The sequence below is a fragment of the Dyadobacter sp. CECT 9275 genome, assembly GCF_907164905.1.
In the GTDB taxonomy this organism is placed as follows: Bacteria; Bacteroidota; Bacteroidia; order Cytophagales; family Spirosomataceae; genus Dyadobacter; species Dyadobacter helix.
Genome location: NZ_CAJRAF010000002.1, coordinates 293,326 through 317,557, shown reverse-complemented (window position 1 = coordinate 317,557; position 24,232 = coordinate 293,326). Strand labels below are relative to the sequence as shown.

At 45.9% G+C, this 24,232-nt stretch carries 21 protein-coding genes; 9 read left to right on the top strand and 12 right to left on the bottom strand.

Annotation, left to right across the window (positions count from 1 at the left end; translation table 11 throughout):
- Positions 1-146 precede the first annotated feature (146 nt).
- Positions 147-1,553 (top strand): aldehyde dehydrogenase family protein, encoded by a 1,407-nt coding sequence (locus KOE27_RS09455; protein ID WP_215238648.1) that lies wholly within the window; start codon positions 147-149, stop codon positions 1,551-1,553.
- A 98-nt stretch (positions 1,554-1,651) separates the two neighbouring features.
- Positions 1,652-2,224: a 2'-5' RNA ligase family protein gene (locus KOE27_RS09450; RefSeq protein ID WP_215238647.1), complete on the top strand. Its 573-nt coding sequence runs from the start codon at positions 1,652-1,654 to the stop codon at positions 2,222-2,224.
- Positions 2,225-2,340: 116 nt separating this feature from the next.
- On the opposite strand, the gene KOE27_RS09445 is transcribed toward KOE27_RS09450, so the two are convergent.
- The 3 genes from KOE27_RS09445 to topA form a co-directional block, all read right to left on the bottom strand.
- A complete protein-coding gene (locus KOE27_RS09445) occupies positions 2,341-3,222 on the bottom strand; it encodes a bifunctional 5,10-methylenetetrahydrofolate dehydrogenase/5,10-methenyltetrahydrofolate cyclohydrolase (RefSeq protein WP_215238646.1) in 882 nt (293 codons plus the stop codon).
- Positions 3,223-3,331: 109 nt separating this feature from the next.
- Positions 3,332-4,021: an SIR2 family NAD-dependent protein deacylase gene (locus KOE27_RS09440; protein WP_215238645.1), complete on the bottom strand. Its 690-nt coding sequence runs from the start codon at positions 4,019-4,021 to the stop codon at positions 3,332-3,334.
- 68 nt (positions 4,022-4,089) lie between these two features.
- Positions 4,090-6,495, bottom strand: a complete 2,406-nt coding sequence (topA, locus tag KOE27_RS09435; protein ID WP_215238644.1) for a type I DNA topoisomerase — start codon at positions 6,493-6,495, stop codon at positions 4,090-4,092.
- Positions 6,496-6,921: 426 nt separating this feature from the next.
- On the opposite strand from topA, the gene KOE27_RS09430 reads away from it, so the two are divergent.
- Together KOE27_RS09430 and KOE27_RS09425 are read left to right on the top strand one after the other, a co-directional pair.
- The gene (locus tag KOE27_RS09430) at positions 6,922-9,693 is read left to right on the top strand and encodes a bifunctional aconitate hydratase 2/2-methylisocitrate dehydratase (protein ID WP_215238643.1); all 2,772 of its coding nucleotides are present in this window, start codon (positions 6,922-6,924) and stop codon (positions 9,691-9,693) included.
- A 57-nt stretch (positions 9,694-9,750) separates the two neighbouring features.
- Entirely contained in the window at positions 9,751-12,018 is a 2,268-nt protein-coding gene (locus KOE27_RS09425) for an aconitate hydratase (protein WP_215238642.1), read from the top strand.
- An 85-nt stretch (positions 12,019-12,103) separates the two neighbouring features.
- Here KOE27_RS09425 and KOE27_RS09420 read toward each other — a convergent pair whose 3' ends face one another.
- The 3 genes from KOE27_RS09420 to KOE27_RS09410 all read right to left on the bottom strand — a co-directional run bounded on the left by KOE27_RS09420 (position 12,104) and on the right by KOE27_RS09410 (position 14,134).
- Entirely contained in the window at positions 12,104-12,982 is an 879-nt protein-coding gene (locus KOE27_RS09420; protein ID WP_215238641.1) for a hypothetical protein, read from the bottom strand.
- A gap of 157 nt (positions 12,983-13,139) precedes the next feature.
- Positions 13,140-13,649 carry a signal peptidase II gene (gene lspA, locus KOE27_RS09415; protein ID WP_215238640.1) on the bottom strand — a complete coding sequence of 170 codons (510 nt, stop codon included), beginning with the start codon at positions 13,647-13,649 and terminating at the stop codon, positions 13,140-13,142.
- Positions 13,646-14,134 (bottom strand): GNAT family N-acetyltransferase, encoded by a 489-nt coding sequence (locus KOE27_RS09410; protein WP_215238639.1) that lies wholly within the window; start codon positions 14,132-14,134, stop codon positions 13,646-13,648. The genes lspA and KOE27_RS09410 overlap by 4 nt, the downstream gene beginning before the upstream one ends.
- A gap of 116 nt (positions 14,135-14,250) precedes the next feature.
- Here KOE27_RS09410 and KOE27_RS09405 point away from each other — a divergent pair, with 116 nt between their 5' ends.
- Positions 14,251-14,979: a TlpA family protein disulfide reductase gene (locus KOE27_RS09405; RefSeq protein ID WP_215238638.1), complete on the top strand. Its 729-nt coding sequence runs from the start codon at positions 14,251-14,253 to the stop codon at positions 14,977-14,979.
- Between the two features lie 62 nt (positions 14,980-15,041).
- Here the strand turns inward: KOE27_RS09405 and KOE27_RS09400 are convergent, their stop codons facing one another.
- Both KOE27_RS09400 and KOE27_RS09395 read right to left on the bottom strand, forming a co-directional pair.
- A complete protein-coding gene (locus KOE27_RS09400) occupies positions 15,042-15,488 on the bottom strand; it encodes a DUF2059 domain-containing protein (protein ID WP_215238637.1) in 447 nt (148 codons plus the stop codon).
- A gap of 135 nt (positions 15,489-15,623) precedes the next feature.
- A complete protein-coding gene (locus tag KOE27_RS09395) occupies positions 15,624-16,349 on the bottom strand; it encodes an alpha/beta hydrolase (RefSeq protein ID WP_215238636.1) in 726 nt (241 codons plus the stop codon).
- Positions 16,350-16,535: 186 nt separating this feature from the next.
- On the opposite strand from KOE27_RS09395, the gene KOE27_RS09390 reads away from it, so the two are divergent.
- Positions 16,536-17,453, top strand: coding sequence for a sugar phosphate isomerase/epimerase family protein (locus tag KOE27_RS09390; protein WP_215238635.1), 918 nt, complete (start codon positions 16,536-16,538; stop codon positions 17,451-17,453).
- 224 nt (positions 17,454-17,677) lie between these two features.
- Here the strand turns inward: KOE27_RS09390 and KOE27_RS09385 are convergent, their stop codons facing one another.
- Complete coding sequence (locus KOE27_RS09385; protein ID WP_215238634.1) at positions 17,678-18,370, bottom strand: 3-keto-disaccharide hydrolase; 693 nt, start codon at positions 18,368-18,370, stop codon at positions 17,678-17,680.
- Positions 18,371-18,498: 128 nt separating this feature from the next.
- Positions 18,499-19,041, bottom strand: coding sequence for a pyridoxamine 5'-phosphate oxidase family protein (locus KOE27_RS09380; RefSeq protein ID WP_215238633.1), 543 nt, complete (start codon positions 19,039-19,041; stop codon positions 18,499-18,501).
- 174 nt (positions 19,042-19,215) lie between these two features.
- On the opposite strand from KOE27_RS09380, the gene KOE27_RS09375 reads away from it, so the two are divergent.
- Genes KOE27_RS09375 through KOE27_RS09365 form a run of 3 tightly spaced genes read left to right on the top strand, consistent with a single transcriptional unit; the run spans position 19,216 to position 21,313 of the window.
- Entirely contained in the window at positions 19,216-19,665 is a 450-nt protein-coding gene (locus KOE27_RS09375; RefSeq protein WP_215238632.1) for a hypothetical protein, read from the top strand.
- 53 nt (positions 19,666-19,718) lie between these two features.
- Positions 19,719-20,066, top strand: a complete 348-nt coding sequence (locus KOE27_RS09370; RefSeq protein ID WP_215238631.1) for a YciI family protein — start codon at positions 19,719-19,721, stop codon at positions 20,064-20,066.
- Positions 20,063-21,313, top strand: a complete 1,251-nt coding sequence (locus KOE27_RS09365) for an RNA polymerase sigma factor (RefSeq protein WP_215238630.1) — start codon at positions 20,063-20,065, stop codon at positions 21,311-21,313. The genes KOE27_RS09370 and KOE27_RS09365 overlap by 4 nt, the downstream gene beginning before the upstream one ends.
- Positions 21,314-21,317: 4 nt before the next feature.
- Here KOE27_RS09365 and KOE27_RS09360 read toward each other — a convergent pair whose 3' ends face one another.
- A complete protein-coding gene (locus tag KOE27_RS09360) occupies positions 21,318-22,088 on the bottom strand; it encodes a 5'-methylthioadenosine/adenosylhomocysteine nucleosidase (RefSeq protein ID WP_215238629.1) in 771 nt (256 codons plus the stop codon).
- 73 nt (positions 22,089-22,161) lie between these two features.
- Complete coding sequence (locus KOE27_RS09355) at positions 22,162-24,168, bottom strand: heavy metal translocating P-type ATPase (protein ID WP_215238628.1); 2,007 nt, start codon at positions 24,166-24,168, stop codon at positions 22,162-22,164.
- Between the last annotated feature and the right edge of the window lie 64 nt (positions 24,169-24,232).

Genomic DNA, 24,232 nt, shown 5'->3' with positions numbered 1-24,232 from the left:
AAAGATAAATACTAAAAGGCAAATTTTTTAGTAAAAATTAAGATGCGCAATATTATTTCAGTTTTTTTATCATTATTCGTATGGATTTCAGGGTTTAGGCGGGAAAGAGCGGAACCCGCATTCATTTATTAATAACGAACCTCGATATGTCTCCATCTGAATTAGTACAGATTTTCCAGAAGCAAAAGGCTAACAAAATGGTTATTGCGAGGTCCACCACCGAGCAGCGCAAGGAAAAACTGCTTCGTTTAAAGCAGTACCTGCTCACTCACACCGACGAAATTTGCGAAGCCACCATGGAGGATTTTAGTAAACCCATGGCTGAAACGGTTATCGGGGAACTGTTGGTCCTGGTAAATGAAATAAGTTATACCTGCAAAAATCTGAAACGCTGGATGAAACCGCAGCGGCTGGTGACGCCGCTTGCTGCAATGGGTACTTCGTCATTTATTCAGTATGAGGCCAAAGGCAATGTTTTAATTATGGCGCCTTGGAATTATCCGGTAGGCCTGGCCGTAAAACCTTTGATATCTGCCATTGCAGCAGGCTGTGTGGCGATCGTTAAGCCGTCAGAAATGACACCAAAATCGGCAAGGTTTGTCAGAAAAATGGTGGAGCGTATTTTTCCTGCGGATGAAGTAATGGTGGTGGAGGGAGATGCGGAGGTAGCCCGGGAGCTATTAAAACTGCCTTTTGATCATATATTTTTCACGGGCAGTCCTGCTACTGCAAAGGAAGTGATGAAAGCAGCCGCCGAGCATCTGACATCCGTAACGCTGGAGCTTGGGGGAAAATCTCCTTCGGTGGTGGATGAAACTGCAGACGTTGCCAAAACTGCGGAAAGCATTGTCTGGGCTAAGTTTTTCAACAACGGGCAAACCTGCATAGCGCCGGATTATGTGCTGGTGCAGGAATCTGTCAGGGAGGATTTTATGAAAGCGATGAAAGCAAGTATTCAAAAAATGTATGATCCGGACGGGCAGGGGACGGAACGGTCATCATCCTATGCGCGTATCGTGAACCTGAAACACTTTAACAGGATTGCAGGATACCTGGACGAAGCGGTTTCTCTGGGTGCGCAAATCGTGTCGGGTGGAAGCCGGAGCGAAGAAAGCCGTTTTATTTCACCCACCTTACTTACCGGAGTATCCGATCAGATGAAGGTGATGCAGGAAGAGATATTCGGGCCGGTACTGCCAGTGATGTCGTACCGGAAGTTGGACGAGGCGATTACCTGCATTAATTCCAAACCAAAACCTCTGGCTTTATACTTACATTCCCGGAATAGGGCAAATACTGATTATGTGCTGCAAAATACCAGTTCGGGTAATGCACTGGTCAACGAGTTGTTAACGCAGTTTGGTAATCCCGAACTGCCTTTTGGTGGGGTAGGTAACAGCGGATCGGGGAAGGCCAACGGCGTGTACGGTTTTCGTGAGTTCAGCAATGCAAAGGGAATTATGAAAAGGCGTTTCGGTACACTGAAATTTCTGTACCCTCCTTATTCTGAGAAACTTGTGGGGTGGCTGAAAAAGGGATTAAGGTATTTGTAAAGGGGGAGGAGGGTATATTGGGAGGAGGGAGGAAGGGGAGGAGGGAGCATTGGGAGAAAAGGAGGATGGGGGACGAACTTGAATTTGACTTTATTTATATGGCATCAATACAAGAAGGGCAGATTGATTTATTTGGTGGCACTGCGGCGCGTTGTGAATACTATCCCGTACTGATACCCGATGAAGGAACGCTTAGGGAAATTCACGCGCTGAACGAGGTTTTGGTAACACAACTTGGACTTAAACCTTCCCAGCTGGTGAAAATGCCGCATATTTCGATAGACGGAATTATTTGTCCTGAAAATGACTTGAAAGTGACAGCTTCCATCACTGAATTTCTGTTGCAGCAATCACCGTTATCCGTATCGTTCTCGGAGGTAGGATACTTCCCTGGAAGAGGTGGCGTTACGGTTAAACTGGGTATCCGGAATCCTGACCCTATTCTGGCATTTAACCGGCAGTTTATGACAGCTGTTCAGGGTAAAATCACAAAATTAAACCTTCACCTGACTCTGGCAAGGTATGTCAATCGCGAGCTTTTTGATCTGATGAACCAACACAACATTATCTATCCTAAAAGCTGTATCTGCCGGAGCGTGGCTATTTTAAAAAAAAGGGATAAAGAAAAAGGACCTTATGTAAATATCGGGACGGTTGATTTTGGTTTGTAGCAGGTCGGGCAAACGATGCGGATATAAGGGACATCAAAGTTGATCTGGTATCCTAGAGTTACCTATAATCGGTATAGTCTTTTCTTTCAATACCAGATCATTGCTTCAATAATATTCTACGAATAAATCTCTTTCCTTGCTGCTTTCAGGGTGTTGGTTAGCAAACCGCAGATTGTCATAAGGCCCACTCCACCGGGTACAGGCGTGATATAACTACTTTTTGGGGCTACATCAGCAAAGTTCACATCTCCTTTGATGGCAAAGCCGCTCTTTTTGGTTGCATCCTCCACCCGGCTGATACCCACATCAATTACCACAGCTCCCTCTTTTACGTAATCGGCGGTCACAAATTCCGGACGGCCCAGCGCTACAATGAGTATGTCGGCTGTCTGGCAGATCTCCTTTAGATTGCGTGTTTTGCTATGGGTAATGGTTACGGTACAATTGCCAGGATATTCGTTCCGTTGCATAAGAATGCTCATAGGCAGGCCCACGATCTGGCTGCGGCCGATCACCACACAATGTTTGCCCGCAGTTTCAATTCCAGCTCGGATCAGCATTTCCAGAATCCCAAACGGTGTTGCGGAAATGTAGGCCGGTAACCCTTTGCACATTCTTCCTACGTTGATCGGGTGGAAGCCATCCACATCTTTTTTGGGATCAACAGCTTCCATGATCGTATTTTCCGATATATGATTTGGAAGTGGCAGCTGCACGATGAACCCGTCGATCTCAGGATCATTGTTCAACGATGCCACAGCATCGAGCAGCGTTTGTTCCGAAATATCAGATGCAAATCGGAGCAGGGTAGAGGTAAAACCAATTTCCTCGCAGCTCCTTATTTTTGAAGCGACGTAAGTTTGGCTGGCGCCATCTTCACCCACCAGTATAGCTGCTAAATGGGGTTTTTTTCCACCTGAAGCAACCCAGTTTTCTACCTCTGTTTTGATCTCTGATTTTATCTGGGAGGATATCGCCTTCCCATCAAGTAACTGCATTGTGATGTTCTGTTAAAAGTTTGATGAATTTTCGTAGGCCTTAAAGGCCGGGAAATAGTCAGAAACTGGTCAGGGGCAGGAGGGTATCTCTGTTCCTGCGCAAGGGAATTTATTCCAGTTTTTCCAGCTCCTTTGTAAAGAGTGTTATCCCTATGGTCGCTTTTTCCTGAATGAAAGTCATATTTGGTTTCAGAATAATATCCGGCCTGGCAGGATCCACAATATAAATAGGTTTTCCGGCGTCGACATAATGAACAAGTCCTGCTGCGGGATACACGGCAAGTGATGTTCCGATCACCAGAAAGATGTCGGCCCCGGCAGTGATATCAATCGCCTCGTCCATAAGAGGTACTCCTTCGCCAAACCACACGATGTGCGGACGCAGCTGGCTGCCCAGTTCACAAAGGTCACCGGTTTTCAGTTCCCAGCCGTCCAGGTCATACACAAGGTCCGCATTTTTAGTACTTCTTACTTTAAACAACTCGCCATGCAGATGTATCACACGGGAGGAGCCGGCGCGTTCATGCAGATTATCTACATTTTGGGTAATGATAGTGACGTCGTAGTCTTTTTCCAGTTCCGCCAGCGCCAGATGTGCTGCATTCGGAGATACGTTCAGTGCCTGCTTCCTGCGCTGATTATAAAAGTCAAGCACCAGTTCCTGATTTTTACGCCAGGCTTCGGGAGTTGCCACATCTTCTATCCGATAATTATCCCACAATCCACCATTATCCCGAAAGGTACTTACACCGCTTTCGGCACTTATTCCTGCTCCGGAAAGGACAACAAGTTTTTTCATTTGGGCTATTGGCTGTTAGCAGTGGAAGTTATGCATGTAGGTCATATCGTTTAAAAAATTCTGATGGCTCAGCTCTTTTTGGAAGCCTTTTTCGCCGCCGGTTTTTTCGCTGCTTCCTTTTTCGGCGCTGTTTCTTTTTTTACGGCCGCTGCTTTGGCTGCTGGCTTCTTAAATCCTCTTCCGGCAGGTTTGTCCGGGGTTTCGGCAGCCAGTTTTACAACCTCCTCGTAGGTAAGCCCTGCAGGATCGGTTCCTTTCGGGATTTTCACATTCTTCTTACCAAAAGCGATGTAAGGACCATATCTCCCATTAAGCACTTTGACGTCCGCATCTTCGCTGAATTCCTTGATGGTACGGTTACTTTCTGCGATGCGTTTTTCAGTGATGATCTCGGCCAGCCGCTCTTCGGTAACGGCCATGGGGTCATCTGTTTTGGCGAGAGAGTAATACTTTCCATCGTGTTTGACGTAGGGCCCGAATTTGCCTATGTTCACGACCAGCTCACTGTCCTCAAAAAGACCGACCGTTCGGGGCAGCTTGAATAGTTCCAGGGCCTCTTCCAGTTTGATCGTTTCCATCAGCTGGCCTTTCAGTAAGCTGGCGAATTTCGGTTTCTCTTCATCTTCCGCATCTCCGATCTGCACATAGGGACCGTACTTCCCGATCCGGACGGATACTTTTTTGCCCGACACAGGATCCTCTCCGATGTCTCTGGACGTAAGGCTCCGGTCAATCGCTTCCTCCTTTACCTCATTCAGTTTTTTATGGAAAGGCGTGTAAAAGTTTTTGATCATTTGCTGCCAGGGAAGTGACCCTTCGGCAATGTGGTCAAAGTCTTTTTCTACGCTTGCAGTAAAGGAATAGTCAACAATATCCTCAAAATGACTTACCAGATAGTCGTTAACGATCATCCCGGCGCTGGTCGGGAACAGTTTGGCTTTTTCGGTTCCGTATGTTTCCTTGGCAACGCGAGTTCGGATCTGGTCATTGGCCAGGGTCATTTCCTTAAATTCCCGTTCGGTTCCGGCCCGGTCTTCTTTCACCACGTATTCTCTTCTGATGATGGTAGAGATCGTTGGCGCATAGGTCGACGGTCGGCCGATACCCATTTCTTCCAGTTTCTTGACCAGGCTGGCCTCTGTATATCTTGGCGGATACCTTGTAAATCTTTCAGTTGCCTTTAAATCAGAAAGTTTTAATAACTGATTGATATTCAATGGTGGAAGCATGCCTTTCTGTTCCTCATCCTCATCGTCGCTCGATTCGAGATATACCTTCAGGAAACCTTCAAATTTGATCACCTCACCCTGCGCCACCAGTTCTTCGGAAGTCGTGGAGATACCAATCGTTGCGGTTGTCCTTTCCAGCTGCGCATCTGACATCTGAGAAGCAATGGCTCTTTTCCATATCAGCTCGTACAAACGCTGCTCGTTTCGGTCGCTGCTTCCCTGGGTTGTGGAGAAATCGGTGGGCCGTATGGCTTCGTGTGCTTCCTGAGCAGATTCCGATTTGGTCTTAAAAACCCTTCTGTTGAAATATTCCTGACCATATTCCGTGGTGATCTGCTGACGAGCTTTTTCCAGTGCCTCTTCCGACAGATTGGTGGAGTCGGTACGCATATAGGAAATTTTCCCGGCTTCATACAACCGTTGTGCAATGGTCATAGTCTGGGCTACCGAAAAACTCAATTTCCGGGAAGCCTCCTGTTGTAAAGTAGAAGTTGTGAAAGGGGGGGCAGGTGTTTTTTTTGCAGGTTTTGTTTCAAGATTTTTAATAGTAAAAGCCGCGCCAATGCATTTTTCCAGGAATTTTAATGCATCCGCTTCCGCCGCAAAGTTTTTGGGTAGTTCAGCATTGAGAACTTTTCCGTTGCCCAAGTCAAAACGGGCGGTTACTTTGAAACTTCCTTTACTGTTAAAAGCTTCAATTTCCCGCTCACGTTCCACCACAATCCGCACCGCTACCGACTGTACCCTGCCTGCAGAAAGGTTGGTTTTTCCAATTCTTATCTTTTTCCAAAGTACCGGAGATAGTTCGTATCCAACGAGCCGGTCCAGTATACGCCTGGCTTGCTGGGCATCCACGAGGTCCACATCAATGGTACGGGGCTTTTGGATAGCGTTCTGAAGTGCCGTTTTGGTAATCTCCCTGAACACGATCCTTTTGGTCGCATCCGGTAGGCCCAGAGCCTCTTTTAAATGCCAGGAAATGGCTTCTCCTTCGCGGTCATCATCCGTTGCCAGCCACACTTCTGCATCCTTGGCAAGTTTTTTAAGCTCACTGATGACCTTTACTTTATCTGCTGAAATTTCATACGATGGCTGAAAACCATTTTCAACATCCACACCCATATCATGCTCGGGGAGGTCACGTACGTGCCCGAAACTCGACTTGACGGTGAAGTCATCTCCTAAATAATTTTCAATGGTTTTGGCCTTCGCCGGTGACTCCACGATCACCAGATTTTTTGACATAATTTTGAATTTAATATTCTGGGTGGCACTTTGGATGCTCAAATATAGGTTAGAAACGTTCAAAAAATCAAAGTACTTGTCAAAAGGAGTTTGATAAAAGTATTTGTGAAGGTCATTTTTTAATCACCTTTTGTCAATAAAAAAGCAATTTATAACGCCTTTTAAGAACAAAAAAACAAGGTGCATGGTTGTTAAAATGATACATTAGTATATAATGATGCTAAATAGCATCGAAATGAGGGAAGAACTCCCTTGGTATCGGGTAAATTCGTACTTTCGCGTGTTTAATGACAACAGATAATCCCAATATTGATTAATTACTATGGCTTTTGACTTAGACATGATTAGGGGTGTATGTGCCCGCATGCAGGAGCAAGTTGCTCGTAAAGTAGTTGGCAAACCTTTAACATTGAAAAGATTTTTATTATGAATATTTATAAGGATTACCTTCAGGAGATTGAAGAAAGAAAAGCCCTTGGACTGCATCCAAAACCCATTGATGGGGCTGAATTAACAAGTGAGATCATTGCGCAGATTAAAGATCCTGCCAATGAGCATCGGGACGATTCTCTTAAATTCTTTATTTACAATACATTACCGGGTACTACCAGTGCGGCGGGGGTAAAAGCAAGGTTTTTGAAAGAGATCGTGTTGGGCGAGTCGGTTGTTGCAGAAATAACACCTGTATATGCCCTTGAACTGTTGTCGCACATGAAAGGCGGGCCTTCCATTGAGGTATTGCTTGATCTGGCCCTGGGTGAGAATAGCTCCATTGCTGAGCAGGCAGCAGAGGTACTTAAAACGCAGGTTTTTCTCTATGATGCTGATATTGATCGTCTGAGGGAGGCGTTTAAAAGCAATAACCCGATCGCCAGAGATATTCTTGAAAGTTATGCACGGGCCGAATTCTTCACGAAGTTACCCGAGGTACCCGAAGAAATTGATATTGTTACATTCATTGCCGGTGAGGGCGACATATCTACGGATCTATTGTCTCCTGGAAACCAGGCACACTCACGTTCAGACCGCGAATTGCATGGGCAATGCATGATCACTCCCCAGGCGCAGCAGCAGATCAAAGCGTTGCAGGCGGAGCACCCCGGTAAAAGCGTAATGCTCATTGCAGAAAAAGGTACCATGGGGGTTGGATCATCAAGGATGTCTGGGGTAAATAATGTGGCGCTTTGGACAGGAAGGCCAGCCAGCCAGTATGTTCCCTTTGTGAACATCGCGCCGATTGTAGGTGGAACGAACGGTATCTCTCCGATTTTCCTTACCACTGTAGATGTTACGGGTGGTATTGGTATTGACCTGAAAAACTGGGTGAAGAAGGTGGACGCCGATGGTAACGTCGTCCGCAATGAAAATGGTGATCCCGTGCTTGAAGAAGTATATTCTGTGGCAACAGGTACTGTTCTTACCATTAATACAAAGACAAAAAAGCTGTATAATGGTGAGCAGGAACTGATAGACATTTCAAAAGCGCTCACCCCTCAGAAAAAGGAATTTATGAGAGCCGGTGGATCGTATGCGATCGTATTCGGTAAAAAAATACAGACTGTTGCAGCAAAAATTTTAGGAATTGAACCCACGCCTGTGTTTGCACCGTCCAAGGAGATTTCCAACGAGGGACAAGGACTCACAGCGGTCGAGAAAATTTTTAACAGAAATGCTGTGGGAACTACTCCCGGTAAAGTGTTACACGCCGGCTCGGATGTTCGTGTTGAAGTCAATATTGTAGGATCCCAGGATACAACGGGTTTGATGACAGCCCAGGAGTTGGAATCAATGGCTGCTACGGTGATTTCACCGATTGTCGATGGCGCCTACCAGTCGGGCTGTCATACGGCGTCGGTTTGGGATAAAAAAGCCCAGGCAAACATTCCGAAACTCATGAAATTCATGAACGATTTCGGTCTGATCACGGCGCGTGACCCCAAAGGCGAGTATCACTCCATGACGGACGTTATTCATAAGGTGCTGAACGATATCACGGTGGACGAGTGGGCGATCATCATTGGTGGAGACTCCCATACCAGAATGTCCAAAGGGGTTGCCTTCGGAGCGGATTCCGGAACGGTTGCGCTTGCACTGGCCACAGGTGAGGCTTCCATGCCTATTCCTGAGTCTGTGAAGGTAACTTTCAAGGGAGATATGAAGGATCACATGGATTTCCGTGATGTGGTACATGCCACACAGGCGCAGATGCTTCAGCAGTTTGGCGGTGAGAATGTATTTCAGGGAAGGATTATTGAAGTACACATAGGTACACTCCCTGCTGACCAGGCTTTCACATTTACAGACTGGACCGCAGAAATGAAGGCGAAGGCCTCCATCTGTATCTCTGAAGATGACACGCTGATCAAATCACTGGAAATAGCCAAAAGCAGAATCCAGATAATGATCGACAAAGGCATGGATAACCACAAGCAGGTTCTTCAGGGGTTGATCAACAAAGCAGATAAGAGAATTGCAGAAATCAAATCAGGAGAGAAACCCGCACTGGTACCGGATGCAAATGCGAAGTACTATGCGGAAGTTGTGATTGACCTTGACGCAATTGTGGAACCGATGATTGCCGATCCTGATGTCAATAACAAAGATGTATCCAAGCGTTATACCCATGACGCCATCCGGACGCTCTCGTATTACGGAGGAGATAAAAAAGTAGATCTTGGCTTTGTGGGTTCCTGTATGGTGCATAAGGGAGACCTGAAAATTGTTTCTCAGATGCTTAAAAATCTGGAAGAGCAGCAAGGTAAGGTAGAGTTTCAGGCACCGCTCGTGGTAGCTGCACCTACTTACAACATCATTGAAGAACTCAAGAAAGAGGGAGACTGGGATGTACTGCAGAAATACTCCGGTTTCGAGTTCGATGACAAGGCTCCGAAAGTAGCAGCACGTACCGAATACGAAAATATGATGTACCTGGAACGCCCGGGTTGTAACCTTTGTATGGGTAATCAGGAAAAGGCTGCCAAGGGTGATACCGTTCTGGCCACTTCTACACGTCTTTTCCAGGGAAGGGTTGTTGAAGATTCGGAACGTAAAAAAGGGGAATCACTGCTGGCGTCCACACCTGTTGTGGTGCTGTCGGCAATTCTTGGCCGGATTCCGGATATGGATGAATATAAAGCCGCGGTGGTAGGTATCGACCTGACCAAGTTCGCGCCTCCTGTTAAATTGTTAAGCAGATAGTGACTGGCGTTTCTGTTGTTGACAAGTGTGAATGTATAAGCATATAATTTAGACGATATGGCATTTGACTTAGATATGATTAAGGGTGTTTATACCCGTATGCAAGAGCGAGTGGAAGTGGCCCGTAAAGTAGTGGGTCGCCCATTAACCCTGTCGGAAAAAATTCTGTATTCCCATTTGTGGGAAGGCACCCCAAGCCAGGTGTTTGAGCGTGGGAAGTCTTATGTGGATTTTGCTCCTGACCGCGTAGCGATGCAGGATGCAACTGCACAAATGGCCCTTCTGCAATTTATGCAGGCTGGAAGGCCTCAGGTTGCAGTTCCCTCCACGGTGCATTGCGATCACTTGATCCAGGCGGAGGTCGGTGCGGTTCAGGATTTGAAAAATGCAGAGGATAAGAATAAAGAGGTTTATGATTTTCTTTCTTCCGTATCCGATAAATATGGTTTAGGTTTCTGGAAAGCCGGAGCCGGGATCATTCATCAGGTTGTACTGGAAAATTATGCCTTCCCGGGTGGGATGATGATCGGTACCGACTCCCATACTCCCAATGCGGGTGGTTTGGGGATGATTGCGATTGGTGTAGGCGGAGCCGACGCCAGTGATGTGATGTCGGGCCTGGCCTGGGAGCTGAAAATGCCGCGTTTGATCGGTGTAAAACTTACAGGTAAACTAAGCGGATGGACAGCCGCAAAAGATGTTATCCTCTGGGTAGCTGGGCAGCTTACCGTTAAAGGTGGTACCGGTTATGTAGTTGAATATTTTGGTGAAGGAGCTGAAAGTCTATCCGCAACCGGGAAAGGTACTATTTGCAACATGGGTGCTGAAATAGGGGCAACAACCTCCATCTTCGCTTATGATGCTAAAAGTGCTGCTTACCTGCGGGCGACGGATCGTAAAGACGTTGCAGATGCTGCAGATGCAGTTGCAGGTTATCTTCGTGCGGATGATGAGGTTTATGCTGACCCGTCTACGTATTACGACCAGGTAATCGAACTTGATCTTTCGACGCTGGAACCTCATGTAAACGGTCCTTTTACACCGGATCTGGCATGGCCGCTGTCCAAGTTCGCTACCGCAGTGAAAGAAAACGGATGGCCCGAAGTACTATCCGTTGGTCTGATTGGATCCTGTACGAACTCCTCTTACGAAGATGTGAGCCGTGCGGCTTCTCTGGCAAAACAGGCGGTTGATAAAAAATTAAAAGTGACATCGGAATATACCATCACGCCGGGTTCTGAGCAGGTACGTTATACGGTTGAGCGCGATGGGTTCCTGGATACTTTTGCCCAAATTGGCGGAGTGGTACTTGCCAATGCCTGTGGGCCCTGTATTGGTCAATGGGCAAGGCATGGTGCGGAAAAAGGAGAGAAGAACTCCATCATTACCTCCTTCAACCGTAACTTTTCCAAACGGGCCGATGGTAATCCCAATACCCATTCCTTTGTTGCCTCTCCCGAAATTGTAACGGCTCTTGCTATTGCCGGACGCCTTACTTTTGATCCCCGGGTAGACAAGCTGGTTAATACGGATGGCGTAGAAGTCATGCTGGATGAACCAACCGGTATGGAACTGCCGACCAGAGGTTTTGCTGTGGAAGATGCGGGTTATCAGGCTCCCGCGGAAGATGGAAGCAAGGTGCAGGTACTGGTAAGTCCTACCTCTGACCGTCTTCAGCTTCTTGAGCCGTTTGCAGAGTGGGAGGGTACTGACCTGAAGGGCCTCAAATTACTGATCAAAGCAAAAGGAAAGTGTACAACTGACCATATTTCCATGGCGGGTCCCTGGCTAAAATATCGTGGCCATCTGGACAACATTTCTAACAACATGCTGATTGGGGCGCTGAACTTCTATAATGAAAAAACAAATTCAGTAAAGAATCAGCTGACAAATCAATATGCCGAAGTTCCTGCGGTGCAGCGTGACTATAAGGCGCATGGGATAGGAACCATTGTGGTGGGAGATGAAAATTACGGTGAGGGTTCTTCCCGTGAGCATGCAGCAATGGAGCCACGTTTCCTGGGCGTCCGGGCTATTCTGGTGAAATCGTTTGCCCGGATTCACGAAACGAACTTGAAAAAGCAGGGCATGCTTGCACTTACCTTTTCTAATCCTGGTGATTACGATAAAATTCAGGAAGATGATTCCATCGATATCACAGGTCTGGAAACTTTTACAGAAGGGGTACCTCTCACTGTGGTTCTGAATCACAATGACGGGACAACAGATACATTTCCTGTAAACCATACCTACAATGCGCAGCAAATTGAATGGTTTAAGGCAGGCTCTGCTTTGAACATCATCCGAAAATCTGTTGGTGCCTGAGGTATAGATACTGATACATTATGTTATTAAAAAAGCCCCAAACGCAGGGGCTTTTTTAATAATTGCTTTTATTGGGCCGGTTCCTTCACAAATGCAGCAGTTTACCGCTCCTCGCATCCTGGTAAATGGTACTCAGGATATTATAATCATCTCTGACCCAGTTGCCTGTGGCATTACCTTTATAAGGCCTGGTGAACAGATAATCCTCAAATAGCTTACGGGTTTGCTGCGCTTCTTCCTGGGAAAAGTAGGTATTGGCCCAGGACAGGGGGATTTCATCATGCTTTACCACCCCAATGCCACTGTTGTAAATTTTGATTATTCCCTGAGAAAATTCCCATGAAATGGTTTCCTGTTTTCTGATTTCAGCTGACTTTAATACATACAGATTATGTGCGATGTAGTTGGTAAGCCTGTTGAGGCGTTCCTGCTCATTCTCCGGTTTCAAAGGTTTTTTGCGCCATAAATTGTTCCTGGCATAAAATGGATCCTCTTGATAGTTTTGCAGGTTTTTGCCTGTTTCGATCACGGATACGGCATTGTTTTCGGTTAATTTCAGGGTAAGGAGTCTGGCTCCGTTTCCGGCGTAATCATATACTACTTTTACCTTTTCAGTTTTGTCGGGATAAAATATAGTAAGAGAGTCAGAAACATCATCGTATTCCCATTTTCCGGTTTGGTAGTCTCCGTTTTTTTTAAATTCTGCAAATGTGCTGTCAGGAAAGAAGGATAATAGTAAACCGCGAGCTGCCTGGTTTTCAAGAGCCATGTTCATGAAACTGTTTACTGTATTGTCATCCGCAAGTGAATCACCCTGAATGACTCCCGTAAGCTGCCAGGTTCCATTCATTCCTTTCACCATAGGCTTGGACTCAACGTAAAGAGGCTCCGTGGTCCTGGAAATGAGGTGGCACTTCTCCATCATCATCAGGATTACAAGCAGGACGATTTTGATGTAGGTCATGGTTCGTCGGGTTTAATAAATCATAGCGAAGGATGATAACATATTTTCAAACGGTACGGAAAATCACCTCCATCCTGAAATCAGGATGGTATTGTACGTCAGGGTTTTGTAAGTCAATAAATTGTGCCAATGATTTAAAATTTCCAACTGGATATGCTTAACGTAACCGGGATGTTATAACTTTTTTGTTGATCAGCGATTGAACGAAAAACAATAACATACCAACCATGATGGACACGTCTGCCATGTTAAAGATGCCTGTCTGTAAAGGCCCAAGGTTGATATGCAGAAAATCAGTAACCGAACCGTGCACCACACGGTCATAGATATTCCCGATCCCGCCGCCAATGGCAAAGCTTAGTGCCAGTGAACTCACCCAGGTAAGATTTTTCCGGCGCAATAAGTAGACAATGCCGAAGCTCAGTGCAAGCAGCGGCACGATGGATAACAGGAAAAACTTAATGGAATCGGGCAGGGTACTTCCTACGCTGAGAAACGCTCCGGTGTTTTCTACTTTGGTCAGGGTAAGATGATCTTTCACCAGGCTGATCGTTTCATATTCTCCGATTTCGTCCCGCACGATCCTTTTAGAGATCTGGTCGCATCCGATATTGGCAATGAGAATGAATACGATCAATATGTTTCTGATAATCCGGTCGGTTGTCATGGTTTTAATGTTAAAGACATCAATAGGGCTGTGGGCGAAAAAGGTTGGCCGCCTATTTTGATATGGCCGTCGCGGCTGACCTTGAAACCCGATTTAAAGTAACAACGCAAGGCTGCCATATTATTTTCCAGTACGAACAAATAAACGGTGTCAGGATTATAAACCTGTTCACATTCCGCAACAAGCAATTTGATGAGCTGCACGCCCAAGCCTTTGCCCCGGTTTGTTCCCGGGCCTATCAGGAGCCTGCCCAGCCGGGGCGAGGGGTTGCTGTCATTTATGATTTCCCCAAAACCAACCGGATGGCCATCTTCTCCAATGGCCATGTAGGACTGGCGATCCGAATATTCAAAATAGTCAACCAGATCCTGTCTCTTGAGAGGAAACGTCCAGGAAAGTCCGGCAAACTGAAACAGCAGTTCAGGATTATCAACCCACGTCATGAGGGTATCAATATCTGGATTTGTGAATTTTCTGATAAACACGGTTGAGCCAATTAAAATATTATCCTTGGAAATGAGTTATACTATCGGTTTTCCGATTGGCTGACGTTTAAGGCGCCGGAAGCTCTGCTAAATATAATACTATCAACTCATTTCGAATGAAAATTATCAAAAACAGGATGTTTTTTCTTGTTTTTTCTGCTTTTCTTGTTCAGGCCGCTATGGCCCAAGTGAAGCGTTATGAAGGGAAAGTGAGCCAGCAGCTGACAGTGAACAGCAGTACTGTTATCATAGACCGCTCCACACGAAAGCAGATCAGTTATCGTTCTTATGAACAACTCATTCAATCGGCTCCTGGGAAATACAAGCTGGAACCTGTCTTCGATAAATATGGCAAGGCGTCTTCCTTCATGCTCACCAGAAGGACATCGGCCGAGGCTCCTCAGGTGATCGGTTTCGATGAGGACCTGAGGCCCGAAGTGGGTGAGCCGTTGCCGCCTTTTGTCATGCAGGGGTTGGATGGCGTCACTTATGACTCTGAGAAACTGAAAGGTAGTTATGTGTTGCTTGGCTTCTGGATCCGATATGAAAAACCTTTGTATACCCTGGCCAGTACAAAGGTAATATCCGCTTTTGTAGACGCACACCGTCGGCGGGGAATTGAAATCGTATCGCTAGGTACCACACTGGATACCCGGGAAGAGTGCCTGGTGAATATTCCAAAACGTAACTGCGGGTTTGTACCGATTCCTGAAAGTTTTGGTTTTAATCATCGCTATCACATTGCGGAAACTCCTTTTTTTATTCTGCTCGACAAGCAGGGCAACGTGATGGCCATGGCACCTCATACCGAATTCTCCCTGATAGGGGACCTGCTGTTGAGATAAAAAGGCCAGCCGGAAAAGTCATGATTTTCTTTTCCGGCTGACCTTGAATTATGCAGCTGTTCTTAATATCCTTTTGCCTTCATCTTTTCCTGAAATTCCTGCCCAATTTTCATACCCCATTGCTGGCCTATCTGCATGGACTCTTGCATGATGAAAGGAGTTTTTTCTGCAAACTTTTTACCGGTCGGTGTGTCATAAAACTCAATTATCTTCTGAAGTTCATCTATAGTCAGGTGTTTCTGATACACGGGTTCCAGCATTGTCACAAGGTCTTTTATAGAAGTTTTCAGGAATTCCCCTTCAAACTCGGTCCAGACGTTTTCCGGGACATTGGCTTTCTGCTGTTTAAACATCTGGAACATTTGTTGAATAGCAACTTTGTAAGTTTGTTCAGAACCGGATACTTCAAACATTTTTTGTAGTTTTTTCTGATATGCCGGGTCAGACTGCCCGAAACTGATTGAACTTGTTAATAAACAAATAAGAACGGTGACAATGAATTTTTGCATAAGGAACAATTGTTTAGTTTCTTGATTTTCAAAAGTAATGGGTTTCACGCAAATCAGGTCAGCCATTTATCACCTCTGGTCCTTCGCAGAAGCTGGGGAGCGCTTACCACCTGAGATATTGGTATATTTAGGTCTTTATTGAATAAAATCCAGGATGTTCTGTAAAATGATCTGCTGTTGTTTGTCTCTGGAGATCATAGCCGCATGGTCACCCAGCTGAAACCCATAATAGCCAAATTGTGAGTGATTTGCTCCGGGAATAGGGACATAACGCGTAGTTGCCGGCAATAACGTTTTATTGGTGACTACATCTTCCGGGCTGGCAACACCATCGTTAAGGCCATAAATTTTCATCACTGGAATAGCAATAGCGGACATATCCGTTTCTTTGGGATGGGTAGTGCCCATCAGTACCAGTTTATCCACCATTCCCGGATTTTCGTAAACAAAGCGGGCGGCCATTTTTGCTCCCTGCGAATGTCCCGACAAGATATATTCCTTCTCCGGGTCGGCTAGGAGGCCGAGCTCTTTTGGCAAGAGATAACCCCGGTTTGCGAGTCGTAAGGGCATTTTAACAATGATACTCTGGATACCTGTCTCAGCTATTTTCCTGCAAAGCGGAACGTAGGCATAGGGATCGACCAGGGCTCCCGGGTAGAAAATAAAAACTTTTTTAAAAGAGGTTTTCGGGCTGAAAGATAGGAGGTTTTTAGACTGTTCCACCTTTATTCCCGAATCTGAATTCAGGAGCTTGCTGTCAACGTCATGGACTTGCATGCTGTATACAAGCCAGCAGATGAATAGCAGCCCAGCGGATACCCAGGCAAACCGCAGGTACCGGATTAGAATATGTTTTTTCATGGCTATTTTAAAAACGGATTCGTTTTGGTGACAAAATACATCTTTTGTATTTGAAGTCAAATCCGGTTTTTGCAAAGATAGGCGGTATCGTGAACATAAACATTTAAAAAATGGTGTACTGATTAGGTGGTAAAAAATCCGATGAAGTGCCTTTGGTCAGTAATTACCAATAAACATTGATATTAAATGAACCGTCGCGAAGCAGTTTCTTCGGTCCTGGCTGTAACAGGAACCACCGCTTTTTTGCCAGAAGTCACAACAAAAAAAATGGATCCTTTTATTTACTCTCTCAATATGAGTACATTAAGAGGCCATAAGCTGGGATTTAGAAAGGAGCTGGAGGTAGCTTCAAAGGCTGGGTATAAATCAGTGGAGATATGGATTAATAGTCTGCAGGACTATTTAAAGGAAGGTCATTCGTTGTCGGAAACAAAGAGGATGATCGATGATCTGGGGATTAAAATTGAAGACGCCATTGGTTTCGCAGCCTGGATTGTAGATGATGAAACCACCCGAAGCAAAGCCCTGGAACAACTGAAAGGCGAAATGGACCAATTGGCAGGCATAGGATGTCCGAGGGTAGCGGCTCCACCCATGGGGGCAACTACAGGTGCCTCGCTGGATTTGAAAAGGGTGGCAGAGCGATATAGAACAATTCTGGAACTTGGGGATAAAACGGGAGTGGTACCCCACCTTGAACTGTGGGGATTTTCCAAAAATCTTAGTCGGGTAGGGGAGATCCTGTATGTCGCAGCCGAGGCTTCACACCCCTCTGCACGTCTCTTGATGGACGTTTATCATCTTCACAAGGGTGGTTCGGGAATGGACAGCGTTAAGCTGGTAGGGAAGCCGCTTATTGAGATTTTCCACATGAACGATTATCCCGAAACTCCTCGGCGCGAGACCATTACGGATGCGGATCGTATTTATGCCGGAGACGGAATTGCTCCGTTGGCAGGCTTGCTGAAAACACTCAGAAATCCTGAAAGACCGGTCATACTTTCGTTTGAGGTATTTAATAAAGGATATTACGAGCAAGATCCCCTGCTTGTTGCCAAAACAGGTTTGGAGAAAATGAAAAAGGTAGCTTTAGAGAGTTTTTAGTTTCAAGTAAGCAGTTCACAGGGGGCGGTTTTACCGAGTTGGTAGCGCTTTGAAACAGAGTCGATTTTAAGTAAGCAGTTCAAAGAAAGCAGTTTGCAGTAAGCAGTTTGCAGTGGGCGATATTCAGTGTTGATGGCTCTTGCCTAGTAGCTAAGCAGTTCATACTGGGCTGTGCCGACGCTGTGAACTGCTTACTAAAAACTGTTAACTCCACCGCCCACCACCTACCGCCCACCGCCAATAGGCGTCAGTGCAATATCTTTGAATTCTACTTCGGAGCCTTCGGCTTGCAGTGCTATTTGGCCTTTGGAGGCGGTACAGTTATAGCCATAATTGACCATCACGCCGTTAAGCCAAACCCGGATCGTATTTTTTATACATTCAATACGGTAGGTATTCCACTCTCCCAGCGGTTTCTCGGTACCGTCGGTCAGGTTGGGAATTCGTCGTAGTTTATCTCCGTTTACGCCCCATTTTTCTTTGGGGCCGCGCCTTTTTTCCATGTCCGGCACAGTAATATCTTCCTGTATACACCAGAAATCTCCTGCATTTTCATGCATCATCTGTACTTCGATGGATTTGGGGAACATATCATAGAGCGCCCTCGGCGTTGATGCAAAGACCAGCACGCCGCAATTCCCAGGTTTGCCAGCAAAACGGTACTGGAAAGTAAGCCTGAAATTTTCATACTGTTTATCGGTGATCAGATGGCCGCCAGGTGTTCCCATACTTACCAGCAACCCATTTCTAACCAGGAACGGACTTTTTAGATCCGGATTCTTATCCATTTCAGGAACATCGGCATGCCAGCCTTTGAGGTCTTTTCCGTTAAAAAGAGAGATTGTTTTTTGTCCGAAGCCAGATTGGCAAAACAATAATGCAGCTAATAAAACAGGTAAAAATTGTTTTTTGAACATATTCCTAAAAAAGCCAGGTTGTTTTTTATAGAAAAGGCAGACGGCATTATCCTATACTCAGATGCATGGTGATTACCGGAAACCAATATACTTCACCACCTTATCGGAGCAAACTCACTTCGATATCCTTAGCCAAGTATCCTGGTTTCTGTGCCATCAAAACTTCTGGTATTTTTTTCTTCCCAATAGCGCTGGATACCCTCATCGCCTTTCTTCTCGGCCCATCTCGTAAGCTCTTCTCTTTCGTGATTATAATCCATAAACGGTACTGCCATTCCGCAGGAAGTCTGTACTGTCTCCACCGCTATGTCAAAAATCTGCCTTGCTCCGGGAAGGGGCTGAAATAATGGGAAGTATGTATCCCATTCCGGGTCGTAGTGGTGATATGCTTTGCCACGCCCGTATAAGCGAAGGATAAGAGGCTTCCCATCAAAGGCGCAGAACATAATTGTAATCCGTTCGTTTTCAAGTAAATGTGCGGCTGTTTCGTTTCCGCTGCCGGTGACATTAAGCCACATCACCCGGTTGGGGGTTAGGATACGGAAACTGTCCATACCTTTCGGTGACAGATTTACAGTACCATGGCTCATGGCCGTAGCAACGAAGTATATCTTTTGTTTTTCAATAAAAGCGGTTAATTCAGGAGTAATGAGGTCTAGTCTTTTTCCCATGGCATGCGATTGTTTATTTCACTCATTACAAATTTAATGGATTGAACATAAGATGCCGTGTCAATCAATTGGAAAAGATTTATTGCTGTTGACATTAAAAAAATATCTTTGATGTCCGGATTTCCCGATGTCGCTTGCCTTTATAAGAAAGTAGTGGTTTAACATTAAGGAATAATGAAAACACAGGAGTTTGAAATACGCGAAGATATCCGGGTAATGTGTGTTTCGGCAGATTCGTTTCCGGGTGGTATTGCAGATGCTTACAGCGGGCTGGAGAAAGTTCTGACAGGAAAGATGTCACTCCCGGCAGACGGCTGGAGGGAGCATCTGGAGGCATACGAGGTATACGGTATGGCAAAGATGGAGCAGGGCAAAATGGTATATAAGGCCTGTGCAGGAGAGCGTTTCCCGGGAGAAGGGCAAAGTACTCGACTACCCATGGATGTGATACCCGCTGGAAAGTATCTCTGTGTTTCGCTGCTGAATTGGCAGGAGAAAAAGGCGAGTATCGCTGCTATCTTTGATCAGCTGTTTGCCTCACCGGAAGCAAGCAAAACTGTGGGTATTTGTGTAGAATACTACAAGAGCCCTGAGGAAGTATTACTGATGGTTCGGCAGGGTTGATACTGGCTAAGCGCTTATTTTTATTAATATAACCGTTACCTATTTTTTTTACTATGGAAAAGTTTTTATTGTTGATCCGTGAAGACATGGAGCAACTGAAGCAGATGCCTCAGCAGGAGTTTGATGAATGCATCCGTGTGATGACCATTTGGGTGGAAGAACTCGCACAAACGGATAACTATGTTGCCGCTGAGCCACTGATGACGGAAGGAAGATACGTAAGCAGGGATAACATTATCTCGGACGGGCCATTTATTGAAGCAAAAGAAGCGATAAGCGGATATTTTATCATCAGGGCCGAAAACCTGGACCAGGCCGCGTCCATAGCGCAGAGTTGTCCGCAGATCATTGCAAACAAATGTTTTATTGAGGTAAGACCAATTATGGAAACAGGAGAATGACCGACGCAGTTGAAAACATTGAGCGTGAAGTGGATCATCTTTATCGTCACAGTTTCGGTAAGATGGTCGCTTCTCTCATGTATTTCAGTAAAGACATTGACCTGGAAACCGCCGAAGATCTGGTACAGGATTCCTTTGCTACGGCCTTTTATGCCTGGCAGAACGACGGTATCCCGACGAATCCGGGAGGCTGGATTTTTACCGTATGCCGGAACAAGGCGATCAACAAGATTAAAGCCAGCCGGAGAACCAGGGGCTTTTATGATCATGAAGATTTTGAAACGGAGGCCAGGGTACTGTCGGAATCGGTACTGGAGGACCAGCAGCTGAAGATGCTTTTTGCCTGCGCCAATGACGAACTTGCGCCCAAAGTGCAGGTGGTGATTACGCTTAAGTATGTCGTTAATCTGAAGGTGGAAGCGATTTCAAAAATTCTGGGAATGAGTATCGACGGAGTGGACAAACTGCTGCTGAGGGCCCGGCAAAAGATCAGAAATGAAAAAATACTGCTCACCGAACCAGACCCTTCCACACTAGCCGGGCGCTTGCCCATCGTCCATAAAATGATATATCTCCTTTTTAATGAAGGATATAAGTCGTCGTGGGGGAAGGAGATTTTGCGGGAAGAACTTTGTGAAGAAGCCCTGATACTCAACAAATCGTTGCTGGACAGTGGCATTGGAAACAAGGAAACTGCGGCGCTTCATTCACTGATGTTGTTTAATGCGGCCCGTTTTAAAGCCAGGTTCGGGTCTAGGGGCGAACTGCTGGACCTGGAAGAGCAGGATCGGTCACTTTGGAACCGCGACCTGATCATGTATGGTGCAAAATTTATGGCCCAATCCCGGGGAGGTAGGATTTCACAATATCAGTATGAGGCAACGATTGCCTATTTGCACTGCATAGCGAAGGATTTTCAGACAACGGACTGGTCGGCTATCAGTGATATTTACAAGCAGTTGCTGCAATTGTACCCCAATCCGTTTGTGGAACTGAGTTATGCCATTTCGCTATATTATGCAGGACAAAAGGGAAAAGCACGCCGGATCCTGCACGACCTGAAGCAGCAGCCTTTCCTGAATCAATATTATCTGTTGAATGCAACCCTGGGGAAAATAAGCCTGATGGATGGCAACCTGGCCGCGGCAAAAGATTATTTTGAGAAAACCATCCGCCAAACCGACTTCCAGGTGGAAAAGGATTATGTCCAAAGATTACTGTCCCGTATTGCGCTGATTTCGAGCTGACGGATCACAGCATCAGCCGATAGAAGTTCTTAATTATTTCAAGAGAATATTTGCTGGAAACATTTTTGATAAAGGCGGGGAAGTCGGATACGGAATTTTCGTCGGCAGTATCAGAAATTGTTCTTAGGATGGTGTAGGGAATCAAATGTTCATAGCAAACCTGTGCCACCGCGGCTCCTTCCATTTCCACGCATAAAATTGCCGGAAGGTTTCGGGACAACGACTGCTTATCATATTCCGTGGAAAAAAACTTATCTCCGCTGGCAATATCACCCATAAACAATCGGGGATGTTCTATCCCAAAATGATGTAGTTCGTCCTGGCTGATTGCCTCATGGAGCTGGCGGGTTTCCAGTAGTGAACGGATGGCAGATATTCCTTCTTCAATTTTGTAGGCAGGTGCTTCCAGATATGTCAGTCCATGTAAGGGGAGTTCATACTGGGCAATGATCGGGCGGGCGTCCATATCATGCTGTATAAACCGGGTTCCCAGGACAATATCTCCGATTCTTAAATCCGGGCTAATTCCGCCTGCTACACCTGTGAAAATGAGGTCGGTAATGCCAAATTTCAGGATCAGCGTGGTTACGGTTGTTGCAGCGGCTACTTTCCCCCATCTCGAAAATACAAGTATCGTCCGTATACCGCTGATCCTTCCGCTGAAATAGGTCCGCATGCCCAGTGTCACCTCTTCCAGATCATCCATGAGCATTTCCAGGCCCAGGATTTCCTCCTGCATGGCGCTCATAATCCCTATAATTTTTTCCGACATCATCTAAAGTATTTTACATCCAGCCCTCAGGTACTTCTGAGGCAAGGTGACCGAATCGTAACAGGATCAGATTACTTTATATTTTCCTGCCCTGAATTCGGTACGCGTTTAAAATTGCCAGCAAAGCTACACCAACATCCGCAAAAACCGCTTCCCATAAGGTAGCTATCCCTCCTGCGCCCAGTATCATCACCAGGATTTTGACGCCCATAGCCAGCGATATGTTCTGAAAAACAATGCCTTTTGTAATTCTGCCGACTTTAATAGCGGATACAATTTTTGATGGCTGATCATTCTGTATGACGATATCCGCCGTTTCAATGGCAGCGTCTGAGCCCAGCCCGCCCATGGCAATACCCACATCCGACAAAGCAATGACAGGGGCATCATTTATGCCATCACCCACAAACGCGATTTTTTTGCCATGCTCTTTTAATTCTTCCACCAGTTTTACCTTTCCTTCCGGAAGCAGATCGCCATAACTTTTGGCGATAGCAAGCTGATCAGCAACGGCACTCACCACCGCCTGCTTGTCTCCCGACAGCATTATCGTTTCAATACCCATTGCTTTAAGCTCTCGGACGGTACCTGCGGCATCCTCCTTCACCTCGTCAGCAATGGTAAGGTATCCCCGATAAATGGCGTCAATAGCAACGACAACGATCGTTTCTGCTATGTTCTCAAGTTCCGAAGGATAGTCGATCCCGTATTTCTGCATGAGCTTCAGATTTCCTGCTAACACCTCCTTGTTACCTACCTTGCCCTTTAAGCCATGTCCCGAAATTTCCTCTACCTCGACTGGTGCGGTAAGGTTTTCTTCTTTGGCATAGGCAACAACCGCTTTGGCAACGGGGTGTGTAGAATAGCTTTCCAGCGAGGCGGTGAGCCGGATAAATTCATCCGGGTTTAATAAGGTTTTTACCTCTTGTACTTTGAAAACGCCCTTTGTAAGTGTTCCCGTTTTGTCTGATACCAGCGTGTTTATTTTAGTAATAACATCCAGGAAACCGGCGCCCTTTACCAGTATGCCGTTTCTGGAAGCAAGGCCAATGCCGCCAAAATAGCCAAGCGGAATAGAAATGGTAAGCGCACAAGGGCAGGCGATTACAAGAAACACCATGCCTCTGTATAACCACTGATTAAAATCATAGACAGGTACGAAAAGAGAAGGTACTATTATGATCAGCAGGGCGAGGCCAAATACAATGGGGGTATATATTTTTGCCAATCGGCTGATAAGCAGCTGTGTAGGTGCTTTGCGGGCAGTAGCCTGCTGTACCATTTCCAGTATCCTTGAAAGCTTGGAATCTTTGAAAAGTGCTTTTACCTCGATCTCCACCGTTTTGTCGGTATTAATCATTCCGGCCAGTACCGGTTCATTCGTAGTTTTGACGTCGCGTCTTGACTCGCCTGTAAGAGCAGAAGTATTAAACGTGCCCGCAGGAGAGAGCAGCACACCGTCCAATGCCACACGTTCCCCTGCTTTTACAAGCATCACATCACCGACTGCCACCTTGTCGGGAAGCATCTGCAGCTGTTGAGCGTTCTTAAGAATGATTACATTTTCTGGGCGTATATCCAGCAGTGCCTTGATAGACCGTTTGGACTTACTGACGGCGAGGTCCTGAAATAACTCTCCAATTTCGTAAAATATCATGACGGCTACGCCCTCGCTAAACTCTCCAATGTAAAATGCACCAAGCGTGGCAATCGTCATCAGCGTAAATTCATTAAAAAGATCACCCCTCTTGATTCTTCTCCATGCAATACCGATCGTTTTATATCCAGCCAGCAAATAGGCGGTAACCATTGCACCGATTTCAACAGCAATGTTAATTTTAACATGCGGTAAAAAACTAAAAATCAGGAATATAGCTAATATGACAAGGCTCAGCCAAAGGGGCCAGCGGGAGAGAAACAGACTTTCATCACCTTCATGATCGTGTCCGTCATGTTGATGTCCGTCATGATCATGCCCTTCGTGGCTGTGTCCCGAATGATTGGTTTGATGGCCGGGAGGAGCGGTAACTTCGTCATGTGCGCAACACTCCTTGTGATGCCCCTCTTGAATTTCATTTTTCATAATCTTTATACTTATTGCCTGGAAGGCTTTCCTACCTGTATCTGAAACATCTCAGAAAACATGC